Here is a 21387-nt window from a genome sequence, read left to right as displayed (position 1 = left end):
AAGAGTGGAATTCCACGCCATTAAATTGGACGGATTGGCATTGGAAGAAGACGACGATGTGCACATGGACGAAGTGGCGGAAAGCGATATCGCGATCATTGGAATCGCCTTGAAGTTTCCTTTGGCGGAGACGTTGGAAGATTTCCACGATATTTTGCGGACGGGCGTCGATTGTGTGCGGGAGCTTCCGCCTTCCAGAAAAACGGCGGCAGACCGGTTTTATCGTTATACCGGAACCGATCCGGCCCGGGTTCGCTACGGCGAGGCGGCTTATTTGGAGGAGATCGACAAATTCGATTACCCGTTTTTTAAATTGTCGCCGAAGGAAGCGGGCTTGCTCGATCCGAATCAAAGATTGTTTCTGGAAACCGCCTGGAACTCCATCGAAGATGCCGGTTATGGCGGAAACAAGCTGCAGGGAAGCCGGACAGGCGTTTACCTCGGATACGGGTCCGATTCGGAGTACAAAAAAATGATCGAGCAAGCCGAGCCCGAATCCGCCTCCATGTCGATGGCCGGAAACATCCGCCCGATCATCGCGAGCCGGCTGTCCTACATTTTGGATCTCAAGGGGCCGAGCCTGATCGTGGATACGACCTGCTCCTCCTCGCTCGTCGCGGTTCACTTGGCCTGCCAGGCCATCCGCAACGGGGAGTGCGATGTGGCTGTTGCAGGCGGCATCCAGATTCACCTTCTGCCGGTCAGACCGTTTGAAGTCGGCATCGAATCTTCGACCTCCAGAACGCGGGCGTTCGACGATGCTTCCGACGGCACCGGTACAGGCGAGGGCGTCGTGGCGATCGTGCTGAAGCCTTTGTACAAAGCTCAGGAAGACCGCGATTCGATCTATGCGGTCATCAAATCCAGCGCCGTCAACCAGGACGGCAGCTCGGCCGGAATAACGGCGCCCAATTCGGATGCGCAGGCGGAAGTTATCGCAGAAGCGTGGAAAAGAGCCGGCATCGATCCCGAATCGATAGCTTATATCGAAACGCACGGAACGGGGACGAAGCTCGGCGATCCGATCGAAGTCGAGGGCATACAAAAAGCGTTTCGCATGTTTACGGACAAAAAGCAGTTTTGCGCCATCGGTTCCGTCAAAAGCAATGTCGGCCATCTCGACAATTCGGCGGGAATCGCCGGACTCGTCAAAGCCGTGCTGTCTTTGAAGCATCGGGAGCTGTTCCCGACGCTGCATGTGAGCCGGCCGAACCGGAAAATCGATTTCGCGGAATCGCCGGTTTACTTGAACGGCAGGCTGGCCAAGTGGGACTCGCAAGCCAGCGTTAGGCGCTGCGGCGTAAGCTCGTTCGGCATTAGCGGGACGAACTGCCATATCGTGCTGGAAGAGGCTCCCGATGCGTTCGGTGGAAGCGATGAGCCCGGGAACAGGCCGCGCCTGTTCGTGCTTTCGGCGAAATCGGAAACGGCTTTGCGGAATTTGGCGCGGAACTATGCCGAATTTTTGGCGGCTCACCCGTCTGCGGATATGGGCGATTTGTGCTGCACGCTCAGCACGGGCAGGGGGCATTATCCTTACCGCCTCGCCCTTGTCTCCGGCAATGCCGCGGAACTGGCAAGGGCGCTGTCCTCCTTTGAGCGCGACGGGACGACGAGCGGGCGGAGCGCCTATTCGCAACAAGCAAGCCGGGCGGCCGCGGACATTTTGGACCGATATGCGGCGAAAGGCGAGCAGGAGGACGCCCTTTTGCATGAGCTTCGCCTCTTATACGAGAATGGGGCGGATATCGAATGGCACCGGCTCTACAGGCAGGAAAAACGGCGGCGGCTCCATCTTCCGGCGTATCCTTTCGACAAAAAGAGCTGCTGGCTGGATATTCCCGCTCTCTCTCCGGAGACGGATGCCCTTGCAGCGGAGCCAGGCGCCGGAGCGGAAAGTCTTTTCCATCAAGCGGTTTGGGAAAAAAGCGAAATCGCCCCCGATTTGCAAGGCCGGAAAGCGGCCCGCCATCGTTATTTGCTGTTTAAAGACGGCGATGGGGGCATGGGGGAGCGGCTTGCCGCGAAGCTGAGAGCGGATGGCAGCCGGGTTATCGAGGTGGGGTTCGGCGGCAAGTTTGAAGCCGTGGGTGAGGACGCCTACTCGATTGCGGGCTCGGCGGATGACTACAGGCGGCTGCTGCGGGAAATCGGCGAAGAGAACGTGACCCGAATCGTTCACCTATCTTCTTTCACCGATCAAGCGGAGTGTCATACTTTGGACGATCTTGAGGGCAGCTTGAAGCGCGGCGCATACAGTATCGTTCACCTTCTGCAAGCGATGAGCGAGAGCGGCAATACCAACGCGATGGAACTATTTCTCGTTTCCGATCACGTTCATGAGGTGAAGGGCAGCCAAGCCCGCGTCAATCCAGAGCATTCGATTTTATTTGGACTGGGCAAAGCGCTCGGCTGGGAGCACAAACATATTCGCGTGCGGTGCATCGATATCGAAGCCGCGTCAGACCTTGACTGCGTGCTGGCGGAGCTGGGCGCGGAAACGAGCGAATACAAGGTCGCTTACCGCAGCGGCGAGCGGTACGTCGAACGAATCGGTCCGATCGACGTGCAGAGCGGGAACGAAAGCCCGATCGAGCTGAAATCCGATGGCGTCTATATCGTAACGGGCGGCTTGGGAGGCATCGGACTGCATGTCGCCAAATGGCTTGCTTCCAGGCATCGCATCCATCTGGCGCTGATCAACCGTTCCGTTTTCCCGGAGCCGCCCACGTGGGATCGCTTGCTAAGCGGCGGTGCGGATCCCAAAATGTGCAGCCGGATTGCCGCTATCCGGGAAATGGAGCAAAACGGCTCCTCCGTGCAGTGTATCAGCGCGGACATCGCCGACGAAAAGCAAGTAAAAGAAACGATCGGCATGCTGAAGATGCGCTACGGCAAAATAAACGGCATCGTGCATGCGGCCGGGATTGGCGAGGGCGACTATGTAAGCCGTTTGTCGGAAGAGCGATTCGGTGCCATATTGGCCGCCAAGGTGCAGGGAACCTGGCTTTTGGATCGCTGGACGCGCCGGGAGCCGTTTGACTTTTTTGCGCTGTTCTCCTCCGCGATTACGCTCATCGGGGGCGTCGGATCAGGCCCGTACACGGCGGCAAACAGCTATCTGGACGCATTTGCAGCGTTCCGGAGCCGCCAAGGCCGGCGGACGTTCGTCATCAATTGGCCCGCTTGGGACAATACCGGTCTTTCCGAAGGCACGTCCGTCGACGAGCAGAAAGAGCTTTTTCACGTTTTGCCTGTCGCGCAGGGCGTTCACGCTTTCGATTTTGCCTTGAACCGCGATTTCCGGCAGCTGTTTGTCGGCAAATGGAACCTTGACTGCCGTCTGTTTGAGCTGGGCGACAGGCTGCCTTTCCGGCTGACCGGGACACTGCAGCGTCAAATCGGTCTCCGGAAAGCGGAGCAAGCGCCGCTTGCACAAGCGCCGGCTCAGGCGCCTGCGGCAGCGAAACGCATGCAGCTGAAAGGCAAAGCGGATAGCGAGTACACGGAGATCGAGCAAAAAGTGGCGCAGGCGTGGGTCCAGGTGCTCGGATATGAGGAACTGGACGTTCACGACAACTTTTTTGAAATCGGCGGCGATTCGATTTTGCTGACCAAAGTGCATGCGATCATCGAAGCGCAGTTTCCCGGAAAAACGGCGATTGCCGATTTTTTCACCCATACGACGATCGCTCAAATATCGGCGTTTCTGCAAGGGCCGGAGGAAACGGAAGCAGAAGCGGCGGTTTCATCCGCCGGAGCAAGCGGCGCCGGGCGGGATGTGAACGATATCGCCGTCATCGGGCTTTCGCTCAACATGCCGGATGCCGATCATCTCGCGCAATTTTGGGCAAATATCAGCAATAAGCGGGAGTCGATCAGGAAATATCCGCCGAGCAGACAGAAGGACTGCCAAGGTTTCATTTTGAACTACACCAGCTTGCGCAAACAGGATATCGAGTACAGCTACGGAGGCTTTTTGGACGAAGTCGACGGGTTCGATTACGGCTTTTTCAATTTGTCGCCCAAAGAAGCCATGCTGATGGACCCTAACCAACGGCTGTTTCTGGAAGCTTGCTGGCAATCGATCGAAGATGCGGGTTATGGCGGCGGCAAGCTTGCGGGCAGCCGGACAGGCGTTTATTTGGGCTTTGCGGATTGGCCGGTGTACGGGCAGTACATTACCAAAAAGCATCCATCTCTCGTTCAAATGGCCGGTGCCGGCAATACCCCTTCCCTGATCGCCAGCCGGATTTCTTACCTGCTCGATCTGAAAGGCCCTGCCTTCCTGGTCGATACGGCCTGCTCCTCGTCGCTTGTCGCCGTGCATTTGGCGTGCATGGCTTTGAAAAACGACGAATGCGATATGGCTATTGCCGGCGGCGTCAAAGTATGCCTCATGCCTGTCGACGGCGTTTCCGACATCGGCATCGAATCGTCCAGCAGGCAAACGTGCGCTTTCGACGATCAATCGGACGGCACGGTGTGGGGGGAAGGGACGGTTGCTCTGCTGCTGAAGCCACTAAACCGGGCCGTCGCGGACCGGGACCGCATTTACGCGGTCATTAAAGGCAGCGCGATCAATCAGGACGGCGCATCCATCGGAATTACCGCTCCGAACGCTCCGGCTCAAGAGCAAGTGCTGGTCAAAGCCTGGGAGCAGGCGGGTATCGATCCTGAAACGATAGCCTACATCGAGGCGCACGGGACGGGCACAAAGCTCGGCGACCCGATTGAAATCGAGGGCATCCAGAGGGCGTTCAGGCGGTTTACGGACAAAAAGCAATTTTGCGCGGTCAGCTCGGTCAAAAGCAATGTCGGCCATTTGGACAGCGCCTCCGGCGTGGCTGGTCTTGTTAAAGCGATTGCGGCGCTCGTCTACAAGGAACTGCCGCCTGCGCTGCATTTTTCGAGGCCGAACCGCAAAATTCCTTTTGAGCTCTCGCCCGTCTATGTCAATGACAGAGCGGCGGCATGGGAAGCGGAAGTGGGAATCCCGAGAAGATGCGGGGTCAGCTCGTTCGGTTTCAGCGGCACGAATTGCCACGTCATCCTGGAAGAAGCTCCGGCGGCAGGCTCCCGAACCGAGGGCGCGGGCGGACGGCAAGCCGCACCGGGTGACCGCCATCTGCTGGCGCTGTCGGGCAAAAGCCGGCCGGCCCTGGAAGCGCTGCTCCGCAGCTACCGGGAATTCGCCGGGTCAGAGTCGGCCGAAGCCGATTTAAGCGATATTTGCTACACGGCAAATACGGGAAGGGGGCATTACGCCCACAGGCTGGCGATTGTCGCTGAGGATCAAGCCGGCTTGCTCGCGAAGCTTCAGCAGCTGTGCGCTGAGGGGCTGGACGGGCCTCTGCCCGAAGGGACGTTTTACGGCGAACACCGCATCATCACCGTTCACAAGGAAAAGCTGCAGCGCGGAGAACTCGCAGCGGGCGAGCGGAGGTGGCTGAGCGCGGAAGCGTCCGCCCTGCTGGATGCGATGCGGCGGAGCGGGCGGCATCAGGCGGATATGAACGAGCTGGGCCGCTTGTACGTATCAGGCGCGGATATTCATTGGGAAAGCTTGTACGGCGATGAAGCGCGGACCAAAGTTCAAGTTCCGCTGTACCCGTTCCAGCGGACGAGGTGCTGGATCGAACCGGAACCGGATGAGCCCGGTATCGAGCAAGAGAACCGGGAACCGCGTTCGGAGGAATCCGCCGTTCCCGTCCGTCTGCAAGGAAGGGAGGATCGCCGCTACACGTCGTTGGAAATAGCGCTGGGCCAAGCATGGGGGAACTTGCTGGGCATTCAGGACATCGACATTTACGACGATTTCTTTGAATTGGGCGGCAACTCCTTGTCGGCGATCCGGCTGGAAGCCGAATGGAGCGATAGCCGGATTTCCGTTTCCGCGGACGATTTGTACCGATTCAGGTGCATCAAGGAATTGGCTGAACATTTGGGGGGCGGCAGCCGGGAGCCGGCGGCGGAAACGAATCCGGCCAAGCCGAACGATAGAGCAGAGCGTCAGTCGAACGACAAAGCCGATCGTCCGCCGAGCGAGCAAGCGGATGACAGCGATGCCGTCATTCTCCCGCGGTTCGAGCCGTTCAACGAAATTTTTTACCAAAATTGCTTTTTCAACTCGATGTTTCCGATTGCGGGCCATTTTGGGCAAAGTATTTTGCCGTTTTTAGTCAACGATCTGATCGTTTACGAATATGCGGGAGAGCAGTTCAGCGCCGGGTACGCGCCGTCGATTCCGTTGGAGCAGCTGTTCGGACAAGCAGGCCTGCGCGTGGAGACGCGTTATGACAATGCAAACATTGTCGAGGAGATCACGGCAAGCTTGTCCGAGGGAAATCCGGCCGTCGTCTGGGTCGATTCCTTCTATGAATCGATTCGCCGCGACGCCTATCTCAAACAGCATATCGACCATACGCTGCTGGTGTACGGCTATAACCGCAAAGAGCGGATGTTTCACATCATCGAGCACGACAGACGGGAAAACTTGTCCTACAAAAAACGCGTCATTCCCTTTGAGGATGTAAGACGGGCCTGCGCGGGTTTTACCGAGCATTTTGTGAACGAGGGCCTGCATCTGGCCACCCATTTTGTATTCCGCCATGCCCCGGTGCCATCGGACAAAGCATCCGCTGTTCAAACGTTTGCCAAAAATATGGCGGCGGGCAAGGATAAAATCGCCGCCAGCATGAACGTTCTTAACCGGTTCATCGGCACTTACCGCAGCCTGACTGCGTCCGGGGAGGTGTTAAAGGAACATTCCGCTCATTTGGTCGCGTTCATGAATGAGGCGATTACGGTGAAACAGGTGGAAAAGTACCGGTTGACCCAGCTTTTCGGACAAGAAGAAGTGCTGCTCGAAGCGCTGGACGACGTGATCGGCAAATGGGAATACGTCAGAAAAGGAATGGCCAGATTCATGTATCAGCCGGATTTCAATCCGCAGGTTTTTGCAGCGGGCAATGAAAAGCTGGTTCTGCTCGCCGCAGCCGAAAACAAATTCAACGCCCTTCTTTCGTCGCAATTGGAAGCTTGCCTGGAGAAAAGTTCATCACCTAACTAAAGGAGGAATTAAGGTGGAAGACGATATCAAAGATAGAGTCATGCTCATGCTGAAAGATATTTTGGAGGATAGCGAAGGCCGGTTGGAACAAATGGGGCCAGAGGACGATTTGTCCGAATTCGGCGTCAATTCGATGACCTTCATCCGGCTCGTGTTGGCGCTGGAGATGGAGTTCGGGGTTTCGTGGGACGATGATGATTTGCAGTTCCAAAACTTTTTGACCGTGAACAATATAATCAAGTACGTATCGAGCTCTATGCCTTCCAGCGCCTGACCGAACCGATCTCAGCCGGATGTTTACTAATCGATAGAAAGAAGGGACATTTGATGTGGACGAATGCCGGGGCTTTGAGCGGTGACAAGCTCGTCAAGCATGTGGAAAACTTGGTTCCTCATTTGAAGCAATTGACTATTTTTCCTTCGGAAATATGCAATTACCGGTGTTCCTTTTGCCATATATGGGGAGAGACCGGGTGGGCGCTCAAAGAACCGCAAAGAATCATCAAAGAACAGCTCGATATCGATGTGCTCAAACGGTTTATCGATGAAACGGCGGCCGTGAACAGCAAAATCGGCGTCATTTTGACGGGCGGCGAAATTATGCTTTACAAGCATTTCGAAGAGCTGGTGCGCCATCTGCGCAGCAAAAAGATGAACGTGTACGTGAACACCAACGGTTCCCTGATCAAGAAAAGCATTCCCTTCCTGATCGAGAACGTCGTCGTCGTCAATATTTCGATCGACGGCCCTGAGCCGTATCACGACGCTATCCGGGGCAAAAACAGCTTTCAAACGATTTGCGACAATATCGAGGCGCTGCTGCTGGAAAAGAAACGCAGGAGAAAAATGTTTCCGTTCATCAGCATTAACATGGTGCTGTCCCCGTCCAATTACAAAAGCGCCAAACATTTTATACCTTCCCTCCGGGAACGGTTCAAGGACGCTGCGATCATTCTGCACGACACCAAAAGCCCGTGGTCCAAAAGCCGGGACATCTCGGTCAACTTCGCCCCCCTGCTCTACACGACGCATGAACGGGGACAGGCATATGCCGCTCAAATGAAAGAGCATCTGGACTGCGACGTGTCCCCTGCCTGGCAAGGATTCGTCGATGAGTCGATCGATATCGATACCGAATATTTGAAAAGCGATCTTCAAGAAATATGGCGCGCCGAAGGCGTCGACTATTCGGACTACGTCGATATTCACGATTATTACACGGATATCGACAACGTCTTCGGCCGGTCCAAGTGCGTAGCTCCCTGGCATGAGCTGATCATCCGCAGAACGGGCGACGTCTATCCTTGCGTCGATCTTCCCGACTATAAATTCGGCAATATTTATGAGCATTCGTTCCAGCATATATGGGAGGGCGAGAGGGCGGGCACGTTCCGCAATTATTTGAAAACCGACAATTTGATGATGTGCAACCGGTGCACGCGGCTGTTCGCCGACCCGGAAACGTTTTAACGAGGCGCATTCCGAACCGTCATTCGAAAATGTCATTATCATGGAGGGATGATTGCATGCTGACTGTCGAAAGCTACATTCAAAACATGTTCGCCGAACGAATCGGCGGAGAGCGGTTTGGCAAAGACACCACCGTTTACAAATTCGAGAAAATCAAAAGGGCCCGCGCGCGTGCCCGGGAAGAAAAGCCGGGCATCGCGATTATCGATATGGGGCTCGGCGAACCGGACTGGATGGCCGATGAGCAGGTTGTGGCGGTACTTGCGGCCGAAGCTGCGAAGAAAGAAAACCGCTTTTACTCGGACAACGGTTCAGAGGAGTTGAAAGAGGCGGCGGCCCGATATATGGAGCGCATTTACGGGATAACGGGGTTGAACCCGCAGACCGAGATCAATCACTGCATCGGATCGAAGAGCGCCCTGGCGCAACTGCCAGCCGCTTTTATCAACCCCGGCGATGTTACGCTGATGACGGCACCGGGATATCCGATCATCGGTACGCATACGAATTGGTTCGGCGGCGAGACGGTCAAGCTCCCTCTGGTCAAGGAACGCGGGTATTTCCCGGATTTGAACGCGCTTCCCGAAGAAACGGTCCGCCGGGCGAAGCTGCTGTATTTGAATTACCCGAACAATCCGACCGGCGCGACGGCAACGAGAGCGTATTACGAAGAAGTGGTGGCGTTTTGCCGCAAGCACGAAATTATCGTCATTTCCGACGAAGCTTACGCCGCTCTAACATTTGACGGCAATCCGCCGCTGTCCTTTTTGAATGTTCCGGGTGCGAAGGAAATCGGCGTTGCTGTGCATTCTTTGTCCAAGGCGTACAATATGACGGGCTGGCGGATCGGCTTCGTTGCGGGCAGCGAGCTGATTGTAAAAGCTTTTGCCCATGTCAAGGAAAACCATGACTCGGGTCAATTTTTGGCTATCCAGAAGGCGGCCGTTTACTGTTTGAACCACCCTGAAATTACGGCTCTCACCGTTGAAAAGTATTCCCGCAGGCACGACAAGCTCGTTGAAGTGCTGCGGTCGGCAGGTTTTGACGTGCAAAAGCCGAAAGCCTCCTTCTTCCTGTACGTGCCGATTCCGCGGGGGATCGAGAACGGAAGGCAGTTCGCCTCGGCGGAGGAGTTTTCCGAATACTTGATCATGGAAAAGCTCATCTCGACAGTACCTTGGGACGACGCGGGAGCCCATGTGCGGTTTTCCGTTACGTTCGAGGCCGAGGATGAGCAGGCTGAAGACGCGTTGATGCAGGAACTGAGCGAGAGATTGCACGATATCCGCTTTGTGTGGTAGGAAAATACTCACTATAGGTTTGCCGTATGCGCGGTTCCCGGTATGGATTGTACCGGGTTTTTCTTTGTTATAGCCATGCCGGCCGGAAAAAAGTCGTTATAACGTTAATTGAAGTCGGTTTTCGGGTAGAGGGGAACGAACGGCTTGTTCTACAATTGTAATTGTACGCTAGCAACGAAATGATTATAGGGTAGCGGAGGTAGTTGACATGAGTTTATCGATGGGTTTGCAGCTGTTTTCAGTAAAAAATGCGCTAAAACAAGACTTTGTCGGCACTTTGGAAAAGGTCGCGGCAATCGGTTACAAAAATTTGGAGATGGTCATTCGCAAGACGGATGAGGGATTAAGCTTGGGAGGCGACGTTACACCCGCTCAGGTAAGGGAACATCTTGACCGCCTCGGCATGCAAGCCGTCGGCTGCCATACCCGGGTGAATGAGGAGACCGAGTGGGAAGGCATTATCGAGGCCAACCACATCATCGGCAGCAAGGCGATCGGGTGCTCGATCGCGTTTTTTTCCAACCGGGACGACGTGCTGAGATTCAGCGAATCGTTTAACCGGTACGGGGAATTGTGCAAAAAGAACGGCCTGGACTTGTACTATCACAATCATTTTCATGAGTTTCAGGTGTTTGATGGACAGACGGTCATGGACATCATGCTGGAGCATATGGAGAAAGATTTGGTCAAATTCGAGTTCGATACGTATTGGGCGGCCAGAGGCGGCGCAGACCCGGTTCACTGGCTGAACAAGCTGGGGGACCGCTGCGAAATGCTGCATCAAAAAGATCTGCCGGCTGTGGCCAAGCCTGTGAATTGGTTCGACGTCTTCGGAGCGGACAGTCCTATTACGATCGATGAGCTGTATAAGACGCAGGATCCCGGTCATTTTTCGGAAGTGGGCGAAGGCGTTCTGGACATCCGCTCATTTATCCGAGCCGCGCGCAGCATCGGGGCCGCCAAATATATGTTCGTCGAGCAGGACGTGACTGCCAGAGACGAGCTGGAAGGCATTGCGATCAGCTATCGCAACTTGGAGCGATTATTGAAAGAAGCCTAATAAAAGGGGTGCCGGGTGCACCTCTTTTTTCTTGTCTGCGGCAGTCGTAGGGGGCACGGTCGGGGACGGTCAAGGCAATGAAGATTGCCTCGAACCGACTCGCAGCTCTGACGTTCTCGATGCGCTGGGGCTGCGAACTATTTTGCAAATCTTAGGCTGCCCAGAAACCCCCGCGTTAGAGGAGATAGCCTCAATTTGCCTGGCTGCACGAAGAAAACCTGCAAAAATACATGAATTTGCGTCCTTAATCGCTCGCCGCGAACAATTCCTGCAATTGTGCAGGCTTTTCGCCGCGAACATGGGCTCAGGTTCATTTTCATCGAAAATTCCTGCACAATCGCAGGCTTTTCTCGGAAATGAACCATTTTTATGGAAAAAGCCTGCACTTTTGCAGGCTTTCTACCACGCGCGACGACTGGCCGGCGGATTTGCCGGTTTCTTTGGCGGCGAAGTGCCGCGCATATGACGTTAAAAACGGTGAAACGGGTAGTTTGCGAGCAAGTTTGGCCTTAGCCTCGGCCTCATGCTCTACGATAACGGTAAAACCAATCAGGTGTATTACGAATCCCCCCGACTGAGCTGTTCCGGGACCAAGACAATTTAGTAGGTCTTTTTACATTTTTCCTTATACTTGCGTTGAGTTGACCTTGCTCATTTCAGCGAGCATACGTTTGCGAACGATGAGGGGATTGAGATCGGGAGATAAGATGTACTTCGCGTAGTCTGAGGCACTATTTTCGATTTGGTCATCTGCCGCTTTGACCGCGCCATAAAATTTGTAATGCGGCAGGAAAGTCATGCCGATTTGATTGGCAAACGCTTGAATGGGGCGGATCAGTTCGCTGATTGTATAGCCGATTAAGCCGCCCGACTGATAGGAGGATTCATCGCCTCCGATCGACATGGCCAGGACGAGTTCTTTCCCCGCAACGGTTTTGCCGCCAGCTCCGAACAGCCAGGATGTCGTAAACACGTCATCGAGCCATTGCTTGAGCAAAGCCGGTGTGCTATACCACTGGATTGGAAATTGCAGCACGATGCGGTCATGCTGTGCAACGAGGTCTTGTTCATGTTCCGCGTTGATTACAAAATCGGAGTATGCCTGATATAGTTCATGAACCGTTATTTGATCGGGGTATCCACGCAATTCCGCCAACCAGCGTTTATTTACGCGAGACTGTTCGATCCTCGGATGAGCTGCAATGACTAGAATTTTCATCGATAGCCTCCCTTCGTTTCGGCCTCGATGGTTTCTTTCATAACCTCTGCTCCGCGATTTACACGTGCTTGAATTTCGGCAGCAAGATGTTCCGGGAGGAAATCGGTTATCCATACGAGCTTGGTGCCGTTGTCGCCATGTGGGAAGACTTGGAAGGATGCATGATGATGCAATAGCGGCATACGTCCTTCTTTTACCGCGTACGCCATTCTCCGTTCCTTTTCATCAACGGAAACGATGAGCTCGCGAACCATGCCGCCTTTTGGCAGAAAGAGCGTTCTTTCGTTACCGTTCATAAGGGTGTTCTCGGTATAGCCGGGGACCAGACGATGATGGACAGCACCTACGTCGCTGACCGCATCCCATACTTGCTCAGGCGAGGCATCAATCAAAATCTCTTTGTAAATCGTTGGCAAATGATCACGCTCCTTGAGTTCATTATATTTTTGGTTGAGAACTCAGTCAACCATAAACCGAAAAAAATTAATCCGGCTTGAAAAACGAAACTGCCGATGCGGCTATTTGTTGGACTTTTTCGCTCATTTCGTTGTTTATTTCCGTTTCCGTCAAATTTTGGGCGGCCAGATCTTGAAGAAACTGATCCATGTAACTCATTCCCTGAGAGACCGCTCCCCAAAATTGCATGGCCATAAGGTTTGCGTCTCCCTGACGGATGACTCCTTGATGAATTCCTTTGTCAATCGCTTGCGCCATCGGCTTGATAAAGCTCTTCATCCATTCAAAGGGCGACAATTCCCCGGGCTGATACAGATGATGCAGATCCAGACTGATTCGCATATAAAAACGTTGGGTCACGGGATCTTTGATGATACGTTCGCAGACGAGCAGGGCATAGCTTTTGAATTGCTCGAGCACTGGCGTATCCTGTTCAAAATGCTCAGTTGTGTAGTTAAGGGAGCGGTCCATCAGGCTTTCGTAAAGTTCCCGAAACAGGCTTTTTTTATTTTTGAAGTAGTAATACACCAGTCCATGTGCAAGGCCCGCCTGATTTGCAATGTCACTCAATGTCGCGGCCGAAAAGCCCTTTGACACATAGACGTGAACGGCTGCCTGCAAAATCTCTTGCTTACGCTGCGCTCGAATAGACTCGTTCTGTTCCTTTGTACGGGGAGACATGTCTTCACACCTTGCTTACATTTTTTATTACCAGTATACGTGAAAGCGATCAAGATGGAAATCCGCACCCTGCCTTTCGCCCAAACGTCAATAAAGGGTTGTCCCATAAGTCATCAAAACGACGAAGGGACAGCCCTTTGTTTTTTAAACTTTGACCAATTCAATCCCGCATTTCTCAATCGTTTGCACCCATTCGTCCGTTACGTTGTTATCCGTAACAATCATATTCGCGCTTTCCAGCGGGGCGAACAAATGCAAGGAGCGTTGATTGAATTTGGAGGAATCGGCGAGGATGTAAGTCATTTCACTTGCCTGCGTCATGCAATGTTTGATTTCCGCCTCCGCGTAGTCATGGGTCGTGAACCCCTTAATGGTAATGCCGCCGGTCGATATAAAAGCTTTGTTGACGTTAATGTTTGTAAAAAACTCTCTGGAGGTGCTGCCGATGAACGATTTGGAAGGTTTCCTCATCTCGCCGCCGCACATCATCAATGTAATATGTTCCATATTTCTCAGTTGATACGCGGCATTCAGGGAGTTCGTGACTACCGTAATGTCCCGAAGCTGGGATTCAGCCATAGCAACGGCAATTTGATACGTTGTCGTACTCGAATCCAAAATGATCGTGTCATAGGGTTGAATTAATGTCAAACAATAGTCGGCAATTCGCCGTTTCTCCGATTCATGCTGACTTTCTCTCAAGTCCAGGGGCGCTTCGTCGATATAGCGCACGCCTCCGTGAAATCTGCGAAATTCTCCGGTTTTCTCAAGCTTCAACAGATCTCTGCGAACGGTCATATCGGAAACATCGAAATGTTCCATGAGATCCTGCACGGAGACGCTCTTCTTTAACTTAATCAACTCGGAGGCTTGTTTTAATCGTCTTTCTGACATTGGAGTTCCTCCAGTTTGCAAAATGTTTATATAAACATACTAAGTTAAAAAGCCTCTTTTTGTCAAATAATTCGCTGGGTATATAAACAAAATCAAAACAATATGGATGAGAAATAAATCATTGCAGTAAATCAGGGCACAAAAACGCGTATTTGGTTAGATTTTTCCAACGTGAATATAAACAATTTGGGTGATTTTGATCTATTTTTAAGTAAAAATGTTGGAATTATAGCAATGAAACTTGCTGTAAGCGCATAGAAAAGTTTTAATTGTTTGTTTTATGTTGACTATCAAACAAAATGTTGTTAATATGATCATGGAAATACAACCCAATTAAAGGAGACGGATGATCTATGTTAATGACGATGAGCGAGTTGTTGTCGGTTGCCTACAAAAATAAATTTGCTGTGGGTGCTTTTAACGTCGGCAACGGGGAATTTTTACGGGCAATTCTGGAAACGGCGGAAGCGCACGAATCTCCGGTTATTTTGGCAATCCATCCTTCCGAGCTTGAATTTTTGACGGACAGCTTTGTGGCGTTTTGCCGGGAAGCGGCGAACAAGGTTAAAGTGCCGGTCGTTATGCATCTGGACCACGGCGCCGCGAACGGGCAGATCATCCGGGCGATTCGCTGCGGCTTTACGTCAGTCATGATAGATGCGTCTACATACAGCTTTGAAGAAAATGTAAGAAGAACCCGCGAGGCTGTGGCCATCGCCAAGTCGGTGGGGGTTTCCGTCGAAGCCGAGCTCGGTACGGTAGGCCAAGCGGAAGGAAGCATGGAAGGGGGAGAGGAGGAGATCATGTATACAGACCCTCAAGAAGCGGCGGAATTCGTATCTCTGACCGGAATCGATACGCTGGCTGTAGCTATCGGCACCGCTCACGGCATGTATCCGAAATCCAGAAAGCCAAAGCTGCAGCTGGAACGTTTAAAGCAAATTGCATCTGTAGTGCCCATTCCTTTAGTGCTGCACGGCGGTTCCGATAACGCTCCCGAAGAAGTAGCCGAATCGATCCGGCTCGGTATTAGCAAAGTGAACATTTCGACGGAAATGAAAAAAGCATTTTTCACGCAAATGCGCGCGGAATTCGCAGCCCGCGAAAAAGAATGCGAGCCGACGGTTTTATTTCCGGCCCCTATCGAAGCCGCCAAAGCTTTGATATTGAAAAAAATGGAGCTATTCGGTTCAACCGGGAAAAGCGCCCTATACTAATTTCGGGGAGTTGGGTATATGCTGACTCATTTGGAAAGGGAAGAAGCCAGGAAAAAAACGATGGACTATTTCAAAAGCGCGGGAATTGTCCTTACTCCCGGCGAACAATCGCAAATTGAGATTACGGATTTTGGTCTGGGAAATTTGCAGCGAACCGGATTGCAATTATTTACTTATGTCAACATGCCTCGTTATTGTGCAAAAGAGCTTGTACTGTTCCCGGGGCAAACTTGTGCGGAACATGCCCATCCTCCGATCGATGCCGGGAATCCGGGCAAACAGGAAACTTTTCGCTGCCGTTCAGGTCTTGTGTATCTTTATGTGGAAGGGGAGGCGGCGCCTCATATCAAGAGCTGCGTGCCACGTGGCGATGAAGCGTTTTATACGGCTATGCACGAAATTATGTTGCGCCCGGGGGAGCAGTATACGATTCGGCCTAATGTCAAGCATTGGTTTCAAGCCGGAGCCGACGGAGCCATTATAAGCGAGTTTTCCTCCATAAGCTTGGATGAGTATGACGTGTTTACCGATCCGCGGGTCGTAAGAACGGTTTAAACATACAGCCGTATGTTTACGCCGATTTGAACACGCTTACATATCGTGCGGCGATGTGGATCGACTTTCAAAAATGAATGGGGAGGCGTTGATTTTGCAAAAAAAACGTTGGTTTGCTTTAACCGTTCCCGCATGTATGGTTGTGGCCGCAATCAGTGGATGCGGAGGGCAAGCGCAAGTAACCGGCGGGGATCGTGCAGCCCAGTCGCCAAGTGCGGCAGCATCGGCATCGGCATCCGCTCAAAGTTCAGATGCAAAGCCGGCTCCGAAAGTAACCATCAATTTTGCCGGGATGAAAACTTTTGGCGAAGATTCCTGGACGGAATTGGTCAAACAATTCGAAAAGGAAAATCCCGATATTGCCGTCAAAGTGAATCAACTCCCCGCTCCTTCGGAAAGCACGGCTATACATCAATATTTGGTCACCGCCTTATCCTCCGGACAAAACGATGTTGACGTATTTACCGGCGATGTCATTTGGGTGCCCGAATTTGCCGCCGCCGGATGGACGGAACCGATGGATGCGTACATTACGGATAAAGATAAATATTATCCCGGAGTCATCGGCGCGCTAACCTATAAGAAGCAATTGATGGCCGTGCCCTGGTATGTCGACGGAGGTATGCTGTTTTACCGCAAAGATTTGCTGGACAAATACAATCAGCCCGTGCCCAAAACGTGGGACGAATTGGCGAAAACCGCCAAGCTTATACAGGAAAAAGAGAACAACTCCAAATTGCAAGGCTTCATGTGGCAAGCGAAGCAGGCTGAGGTTCTCGTTTGCGATTTTGTGGAATTTTTGACAAGCGCCAATGGAGCGGTTTTGGATGAGAGCGAAAAACCGGTCATCCACAGCCCGGAAGCCGCCAAGGCGCTGCAATTTATGAAAGACTCGATCGCGAGCGGCTTAAGTCCGAACTCTGTGCTGTCGTCCGACGAAGAGCCGAGCAGAACCGTATTCACGGACGGAAATGCGATTTTCCTGCGCAATTGGTCGTATACCTGGAACGTATCGCAAGACGAGAAAAGCTCGAAGGTAGCGGGAAAGGTCGGCGTCGCTCCGCTGCCGTCTTTTGACGGAGGCAAAAGCGCTTCCGCCATGGGCGGATATCAATTTATGGTTGCGAAAAATTCCAAAAATAAAGAAGCGGCCGTTAAATTCGCTAAATTTTTGTCCAGCGAAAAATCGCAGCTGTACTTTGCCAAAAAAATGGCGTTCAGTCCGACGCGTCCGGCGGTTTTGGCCGATGAAGAGCTCAAGAAAAGCGTGCCGCTTCTTTCCAATCTCGACAATGTGTTCAGGGGCACTATCGCCCGCCCGGTTAGCCCTAAATATCCGCAAATCTCGCTGAAGCTGCAGGCCGGCATTTCCGCGGTGCTGGCAGATAAAATGCCGATCGATAAAGCGCTGGCCGACCTAGACAAGCAAATGAACGACCTGTTGAAATAACTGCGCCCAAGTCCATGAGCTGCGTTGTCCGCGCAGCTCAAAAGGTGGTCATAGATGATGCCAAGAATGAAAAGACAGCATAAATCGATGCTGGCCGGATATTTGTTCATAGCTCCCGCACTGCTGATTCTAATGGTGATCGGATTTTATCCTTTGATGCGGACGTTCATCTTGAGCTTTTACGACACGACATTTATTAATCCGGTATCCGCGTTCGTCGGAATAAGGAATTATGTCGACTTAGCGGGCGATGTATGGTTTAAGGTTGCATATAAGAATACGTGGCTGTTTACGATGATTTCAGTTATTTTGGAAGCCGTATTGGGACTCGGCATCGCTCTGCTGCTCGACAAAAAGCTGCCAGGCCGAAAATGGGTCAGAGTGAGCGTCCTTATTCCATGGGCGATTCCAACGGTCATTTCCGCCAGGATGTGGCAGTGGCTGTACAACGGCGATTTTGGCTTGATCAACTATCTGCTTGCCAAAGCGGGAATCATCGGGTCTTACCAAAATTGGCTGGGCGACAGTTCGTCCGCTTTGTGGGCGGTCATCATTGCGGATGTGTGGAAAACGACGCCTTTCATGGCCCTCATCCTGCTTGCAGGCCTGCAAACGATTTCGGAAGAAATATACGAAGCTGCGGATATTGACGGCGTGCGCCGCTGGCAGCGGTTCCGGCTCATTACATTCCCGCTGCTCTTGCCAACCTTATTGACTGCTTTTTTATTGCGGGCATTGGACGCTTATCGGGTGTTTGATTTGATCTACGTCTTGACTGGCGGGGGACCGGCCAACTCGACGGAAGTGTTGTCGAGCTACGCGTATAAAACGACGTTTTCCGCGACACAGGTCGGGTATGGCGCTTCCATGGCGGCGGTGATGGCCGTATCCGTGCTTATCTTTGCTGTGATCATCCAATATTTGCTGCGCCGCACCTATGTTTGGATAGAAGGTGAAAACTGATATGCAGCGCAAACAAATAGTTAAAGCGTTTCTTTTGCTGCTGTACGCCGCAGTTATAATTTTTAATGTCGGACCGTTTCTGTGGCAAATCATTACGTCATTTAAGCTTGATCGCGATTTAAATTCTTTGCCTCCTATTTTACCGCCCAAATTTACGCTATCCCATTATAAAAATGTGCTGGAATCGAATTTTATCCGATTCATTGCCAACAGCTCTATCGTAGCGGTCAGCGTTACTTTCATCTGTCTTCTTTTAGGAAGCTTGGCTTCCTATTCGATCGCAAGATTGCCGATTAAGGGCAAAGGGCTTGCCCTCGGATTATTTTTGGCAACCTCGATGTTTCCGCAAATTGCCGTGGTCATTCCGCTGTACTCGTTTGTGAAACAAATCGGTTTTTACAACAGCTATACCGGACTCATTATTTCTTACATGCTGTTTTGCCTGCCTTTATCCGTTTGGCTTTTGTACGGATTTTTTCGGGATTTGCCTCGCGATCTTGAGGAAGCTGCGGCGGTGGACGGCTGCGGGATTGTCCGAACGTACTGGCAAATTGCGCTGCCTTTAATCATGCCGGGTATTGTTTCTGCGGGACTGCTCGTTTTCATCGCCTCATGGAACGAATTTTTGTTGGCGCTTACGCTGACGAATAACATTCAATCGCAGACAATTCCGGTAGGCATCGCTTTATTTCCCCAAATGTTTTATGTCCCGTGGGGCGATATGTCCGTCGCTTCCATCGTCGTTACTTTGCCGCTAATTCTCATCGTTATACTTTTTGAAAATAAATTAACTAAAGGTTTGATAGGTGGTGCGGTAAAAGGATGATACGAATCGCCTGCGGTTTTACGGCCAACGCCGATGCGACGGGAACATTAAATGAAGCCCTGCTAGACCGGATTCAACAACGATGTACATTACCAAATATGTCTGCCGCCCCTCCGGTATCTTATATTTCCTCTTGGGATGAGTTGTACAAAGCGATTGTTTGGAACGTTCAAAGGGGAAGCGGCGCGGAATATATCATTACAAATGAAAGCGTTTTAGCGGAGATGGACAGCCTGACGGATTGGAGTTGGGCCGTAGGCGGAACAGGCCTGCAGGCGGCAAGCGCTGTTTGCGCAGCGGGGTATGGCGCCGTCGTTAATTTTCCCGTTTGGTCGAAAGATTTCGATTTTCTCGTTTCCCAAAGCGGTCTTGAAATGGAATTGAAGGAACACGGACGCCCTGCTGTTCATTATATTTTGGAGTACAATCGGGAGGACGTCTCCAACCGGATCATTCTGCGGGGCTTGAAAGAGTTTGGCAAACGTTTGATTGCCCCCGGTTTTGCGGAGCGTTTGCGAAATAAGCCGGACAAATGCCGTTGGCTGCTTATATCGGGGTACAACGCTGCCGATGCCGCTGAGGATATGGTTGAATTGTTGGCGGAAACCAAACAATTTTTGCAGACGCTGGGCGAATGCCGCCTGCCTGTTCATCTGGAATTGGCGGCGATATTTTCGAGGGACGATCAGTATCGCATCATTCATGAGCTTGGGCCGCTGGTGCAAAGCATCGGATTAAACGAAGATGAACTGGGCGAGCTGTTTCCAACGGAGCGGCCGCTGCTGGAGCTGAACGATGACCGGCTGATCGGCATGTTGCTGGAAGCGCACAACCTGTTTAAAGCGCCGAACTTAATTGTCCATACGCATCAGTTCGCTGCGTGCGTAACGAGCGGGAGCCGTTCCGGGTGGAAAGAGGCGCTGAGCAACGGCGTTCGATTTGCGGCATCCAAAGCTGCCGAAGGGCGTTTTTGCACGCTTTCCGAAATCGAAACGTGGGAATCGGCGCTGCAGCCGCATCCGCGGGGAGCAAGACTGGCGCAAGCGGCGGAAAAAACAGACAGCGTGATTATCGTTCCCGCATTGAAAGCCCGGGCGGTATGCACGGTAGGACTAGGCGATACCTTTACAGGCGGTTTGCTATTGACTGCGCCAATTTCGGCGGCCCCGGGGGAGAATGAGGGGGCTTGATCCCGATCCGATCAGGCCGCTTCTTCCTCCCCGGTGCATCGGGAACACGATGACATGGCCTTGCCTACTCCTTATTCATATGCGTCATATAGTACGCCTTGCGGAAATCCGTGGGCGTTATTTTTTCGTATTTTTTGAACAGTTTCATGAAATATTTTTCATCGCGGATGCCTACCGAATAAGAAATTTCCTTGATGCTTTGCGTTGTCCGAAAAAGCAAATCCTTGGCCTTCGAAATGCGCAGAACATGGATGTATTCCAGCAAATTCATGCCTGTCTTTCTTTTAAAGCAGCGGGACAAATAGTCCTTGTTGTAGCTGAATTTATCGGCAATTTCAGCGACGGAAATCGGTTCCGAGGCATGAATGCGGACCCATTCGGCGATCCGTGCCATCGTATTGTCCTCATCGCGGCGGGGGCGGGCGTTCGCAGGATGAAAGCCGGCAATCGCCTGTTCCGACAATTCGATCAGGAGCGAGGTCAGGAAGTAATGGACGCCGAATCGGGTGGAATAATTCGAGTTATTGAGATGCTGCAATTGCTGAAAGATGATGTTGATGCGCTCGATGGTCGGGGACTTGAAATATAGCGGGATGTACACGGACGTGTTGAAGCGGTGCGCTTCCGGGTCTGTTTGCAGCAGACGGATTTCATCGGCGACGGTTTGAACGTCGGCGATATGGTGCTCGCCGGGGCATATAAAGTGGAACCAGTAGAAGGAAAGCCCTTTGCGGCTGGGCGCGCAGCCCTGATGGATGCGGTTCGGCAGCAGCAGCAGCATGTCCCCGGGTTTTACCGCGTATTGAACATTTTCCTGCTCGATATAAAGCGTTTCTTTGACGCCGATAATCATCTCGAAGCTGTCGATCGTTCGCCGCGAATGTATCCAGGGCGCGCCGGATTCGAATTGTCCTCCAGATATGAATTCAATTGGGGCGGTTATGTTCGCTTTCAGAAGCTTCATTGGAGCGGCCACATCCTTTCCGGCTGATTACCTCCCTATGTTATCCAAAAAGGTAAGTTTTGTACACCT

At 52.3% G+C, this 21387-nt stretch carries 17 protein-coding genes; 12 read left to right on the top strand and 5 right to left on the bottom strand.

Features of this window, described 5'->3' with window-relative positions; all coding sequences use genetic code 11:
- The first annotated feature begins 4 nt into the window (after nt 1-4).
- The 6 genes from AC0LWT_RS10410 (at nt 5) to AC0LWT_RS10385 (ending at nt 11369) form a co-directional block, all read left to right on the top strand.
- The gene (locus tag AC0LWT_RS10410) at nt 5-7072 is read left to right on the top strand and encodes an SDR family NAD(P)-dependent oxidoreductase (protein ID WP_474681169.1); all 7068 of its coding nucleotides are present in this window, start codon (nt 5-7) and stop codon (nt 7070-7072) included.
- 13 nt (nt 7073-7085) lie between these two features.
- Complete coding sequence (locus tag AC0LWT_RS10405; protein ID WP_474681168.1) at nt 7086-7346, top strand: acyl carrier protein; 261 nt, start codon at nt 7086-7088, stop codon at nt 7344-7346.
- A gap of 53 nt (nt 7347-7399) precedes the next feature.
- A complete protein-coding gene (locus AC0LWT_RS10400) occupies nt 7400-8542 on the top strand; it encodes a radical SAM protein (protein WP_474681167.1) in 1143 nt (380 codons plus the stop codon).
- A 56-nt stretch (nt 8543-8598) separates the two neighbouring features.
- Nucleotides 8599-9843, top strand: a complete 1245-nt coding sequence (locus AC0LWT_RS10395) for an LL-diaminopimelate aminotransferase (protein WP_474681166.1) — start codon at nt 8599-8601, stop codon at nt 9841-9843.
- Nucleotides 9844-10051: 208 nt separating this feature from the next.
- Nucleotides 10052-10903: a sugar phosphate isomerase/epimerase family protein gene (locus tag AC0LWT_RS10390; protein ID WP_474681165.1), complete on the top strand. Its 852-nt coding sequence runs from the start codon at nt 10052-10054 to the stop codon at nt 10901-10903.
- A 31-nt stretch (nt 10904-10934) separates the two neighbouring features.
- Nucleotides 10935-11369, top strand: coding sequence for a hypothetical protein (locus AC0LWT_RS10385; protein ID WP_474681164.1), 435 nt, complete (start codon nt 10935-10937; stop codon nt 11367-11369).
- Nucleotides 11370-11528: 159 nt separating this feature from the next.
- Here the strand turns inward: AC0LWT_RS10385 and AC0LWT_RS10380 are convergent, their stop codons facing one another.
- The 4 genes from AC0LWT_RS10380 to AC0LWT_RS10365 all read right to left on the bottom strand — a co-directional run bounded on the left by AC0LWT_RS10380 (nt 11529) and on the right by AC0LWT_RS10365 (nt 14153).
- Complete coding sequence (locus AC0LWT_RS10380) at nt 11529-12122, bottom strand: NAD(P)H-dependent oxidoreductase (protein ID WP_474681163.1); 594 nt, start codon at nt 12120-12122, stop codon at nt 11529-11531.
- On the bottom strand, nt 12119-12538 hold the full coding sequence (locus tag AC0LWT_RS10375) for an SRPBCC family protein (protein ID WP_474681162.1): 420 nt from the start codon (nt 12536-12538) through the stop codon (nt 12119-12121). Before AC0LWT_RS10375 ends, AC0LWT_RS10380 begins: the two co-directional genes overlap by 4 nt.
- Before the next feature lie 67 nt (nt 12539-12605).
- Nucleotides 12606-13259, bottom strand: coding sequence for a TetR/AcrR family transcriptional regulator (locus AC0LWT_RS10370; RefSeq protein WP_474681161.1), 654 nt, complete (start codon nt 13257-13259; stop codon nt 12606-12608).
- A gap of 144 nt (nt 13260-13403) precedes the next feature.
- Nucleotides 13404-14153, bottom strand: a complete 750-nt coding sequence (locus tag AC0LWT_RS10365; RefSeq protein WP_474681160.1) for a DeoR/GlpR family DNA-binding transcription regulator — start codon at nt 14151-14153, stop codon at nt 13404-13406.
- Between the two features lie 353 nt (nt 14154-14506).
- Here AC0LWT_RS10365 and AC0LWT_RS10360 point away from each other — a divergent pair, with 353 nt between their 5' ends.
- The 6 genes from AC0LWT_RS10360 to AC0LWT_RS10335 all read left to right on the top strand — a co-directional run bounded on the left by AC0LWT_RS10360 (nt 14507) and on the right by AC0LWT_RS10335 (nt 20354).
- A complete protein-coding gene (locus tag AC0LWT_RS10360) occupies nt 14507-15370 on the top strand; it encodes a ketose-bisphosphate aldolase (protein ID WP_474681159.1) in 864 nt (287 codons plus the stop codon).
- Between the two features lie 18 nt (nt 15371-15388).
- Entirely contained in the window at nt 15389-15925 is a 537-nt protein-coding gene (locus tag AC0LWT_RS10355) for a D-lyxose/D-mannose family sugar isomerase (protein ID WP_474681158.1), read from the top strand.
- 94 nt (nt 15926-16019) lie between these two features.
- Complete coding sequence (locus AC0LWT_RS10350; protein ID WP_474681157.1) at nt 16020-17375, top strand: ABC transporter substrate-binding protein; 1356 nt, start codon at nt 16020-16022, stop codon at nt 17373-17375.
- Between the two features lie 54 nt (nt 17376-17429).
- The gene (locus AC0LWT_RS10345) at nt 17430-18338 is read left to right on the top strand and encodes a carbohydrate ABC transporter permease (protein ID WP_474681156.1); all 909 of its coding nucleotides are present in this window, start codon (nt 17430-17432) and stop codon (nt 18336-18338) included.
- A 1-nt stretch (nt 18339) separates the two neighbouring features.
- Nucleotides 18340-19164, top strand: a complete 825-nt coding sequence (locus AC0LWT_RS10340; RefSeq protein WP_474681155.1) for a carbohydrate ABC transporter permease — start codon at nt 18340-18342, stop codon at nt 19162-19164.
- The gene (locus AC0LWT_RS10335; RefSeq protein ID WP_474681154.1) at nt 19161-20354 is read left to right on the top strand and encodes an ADP-dependent glucokinase/phosphofructokinase; all 1194 of its coding nucleotides are present in this window, start codon (nt 19161-19163) and stop codon (nt 20352-20354) included. Before AC0LWT_RS10340 ends, AC0LWT_RS10335 begins: the two co-directional genes overlap by 4 nt.
- Nucleotides 20355-20418: 64 nt before the next feature.
- Here AC0LWT_RS10335 and AC0LWT_RS10330 read toward each other — a convergent pair whose 3' ends face one another.
- The gene (locus tag AC0LWT_RS10330) at nt 20419-21318 is read right to left on the bottom strand and encodes a helix-turn-helix transcriptional regulator (protein ID WP_474681153.1); all 900 of its coding nucleotides are present in this window, start codon (nt 21316-21318) and stop codon (nt 20419-20421) included.
- Between the last annotated feature and the right edge of the window lie 69 nt (nt 21319-21387).

This window comes from Paenibacillus sp. sgz302164 (genome assembly GCF_056120505.1).
The sequence above is the reverse complement of the archived record's forward strand: the minus strand, read 5'-3'. Positions and strand labels throughout refer to the sequence as shown.

Excerpts from the sequence above, each read along its gene's own strand:
- AC0LWT_RS10390 (WP_474681165.1), top strand. The coding sequence starts at position 10,052 with ATGAGTTTATCGATGGGTTTGCAGCTGTTTTCAGTAAAAAATGCGCTA.
- AC0LWT_RS10380 (WP_474681163.1), bottom strand. The coding sequence starts at position 12,122 with ATGAAAATTCTAGTCATTGCAGCTCATCCGAGGATCGAACAGTCTCGC.
- AC0LWT_RS10395 (WP_474681166.1), top strand. The coding sequence starts at position 8,599 with ATGCTGACTGTCGAAAGCTACATTCAAAACATGTTCGCCGAACGAATC.
- AC0LWT_RS10335 (WP_474681154.1), top strand. The coding sequence starts at position 19,161 with ATGATACGAATCGCCTGCGGTTTTACGGCCAACGCCGATGCGACGGGA.
- AC0LWT_RS10360 (WP_474681159.1), top strand. The coding sequence starts at position 14,507 with ATGTTAATGACGATGAGCGAGTTGTTGTCGGTTGCCTACAAAAATAAA.
- AC0LWT_RS10400 (WP_474681167.1), top strand. The coding sequence starts at position 7,400 with ATGTGGACGAATGCCGGGGCTTTGAGCGGTGACAAGCTCGTCAAGCAT.
- AC0LWT_RS10355 (WP_474681158.1), top strand. The coding sequence starts at position 15,389 with ATGCTGACTCATTTGGAAAGGGAAGAAGCCAGGAAAAAAACGATGGAC.
- AC0LWT_RS10370 (WP_474681161.1), bottom strand. The coding sequence starts at position 13,259 with ATGTCTCCCCGTACAAAGGAACAGAACGAGTCTATTCGAGCGCAGCGT.
- AC0LWT_RS10330 (WP_474681153.1), bottom strand. The coding sequence starts at position 21,318 with ATGAAGCTTCTGAAAGCGAACATAACCGCCCCAATTGAATTCATATCT.
- AC0LWT_RS10365 (WP_474681160.1), bottom strand. The coding sequence starts at position 14,153 with ATGTCAGAAAGACGATTAAAACAAGCCTCCGAGTTGATTAAGTTAAAG.
- AC0LWT_RS10345 (WP_474681156.1), top strand. The coding sequence starts at position 17,430 with ATGATGCCAAGAATGAAAAGACAGCATAAATCGATGCTGGCCGGATAT.
- AC0LWT_RS10340 (WP_474681155.1), top strand. The coding sequence starts at position 18,340 with ATGCAGCGCAAACAAATAGTTAAAGCGTTTCTTTTGCTGCTGTACGCC.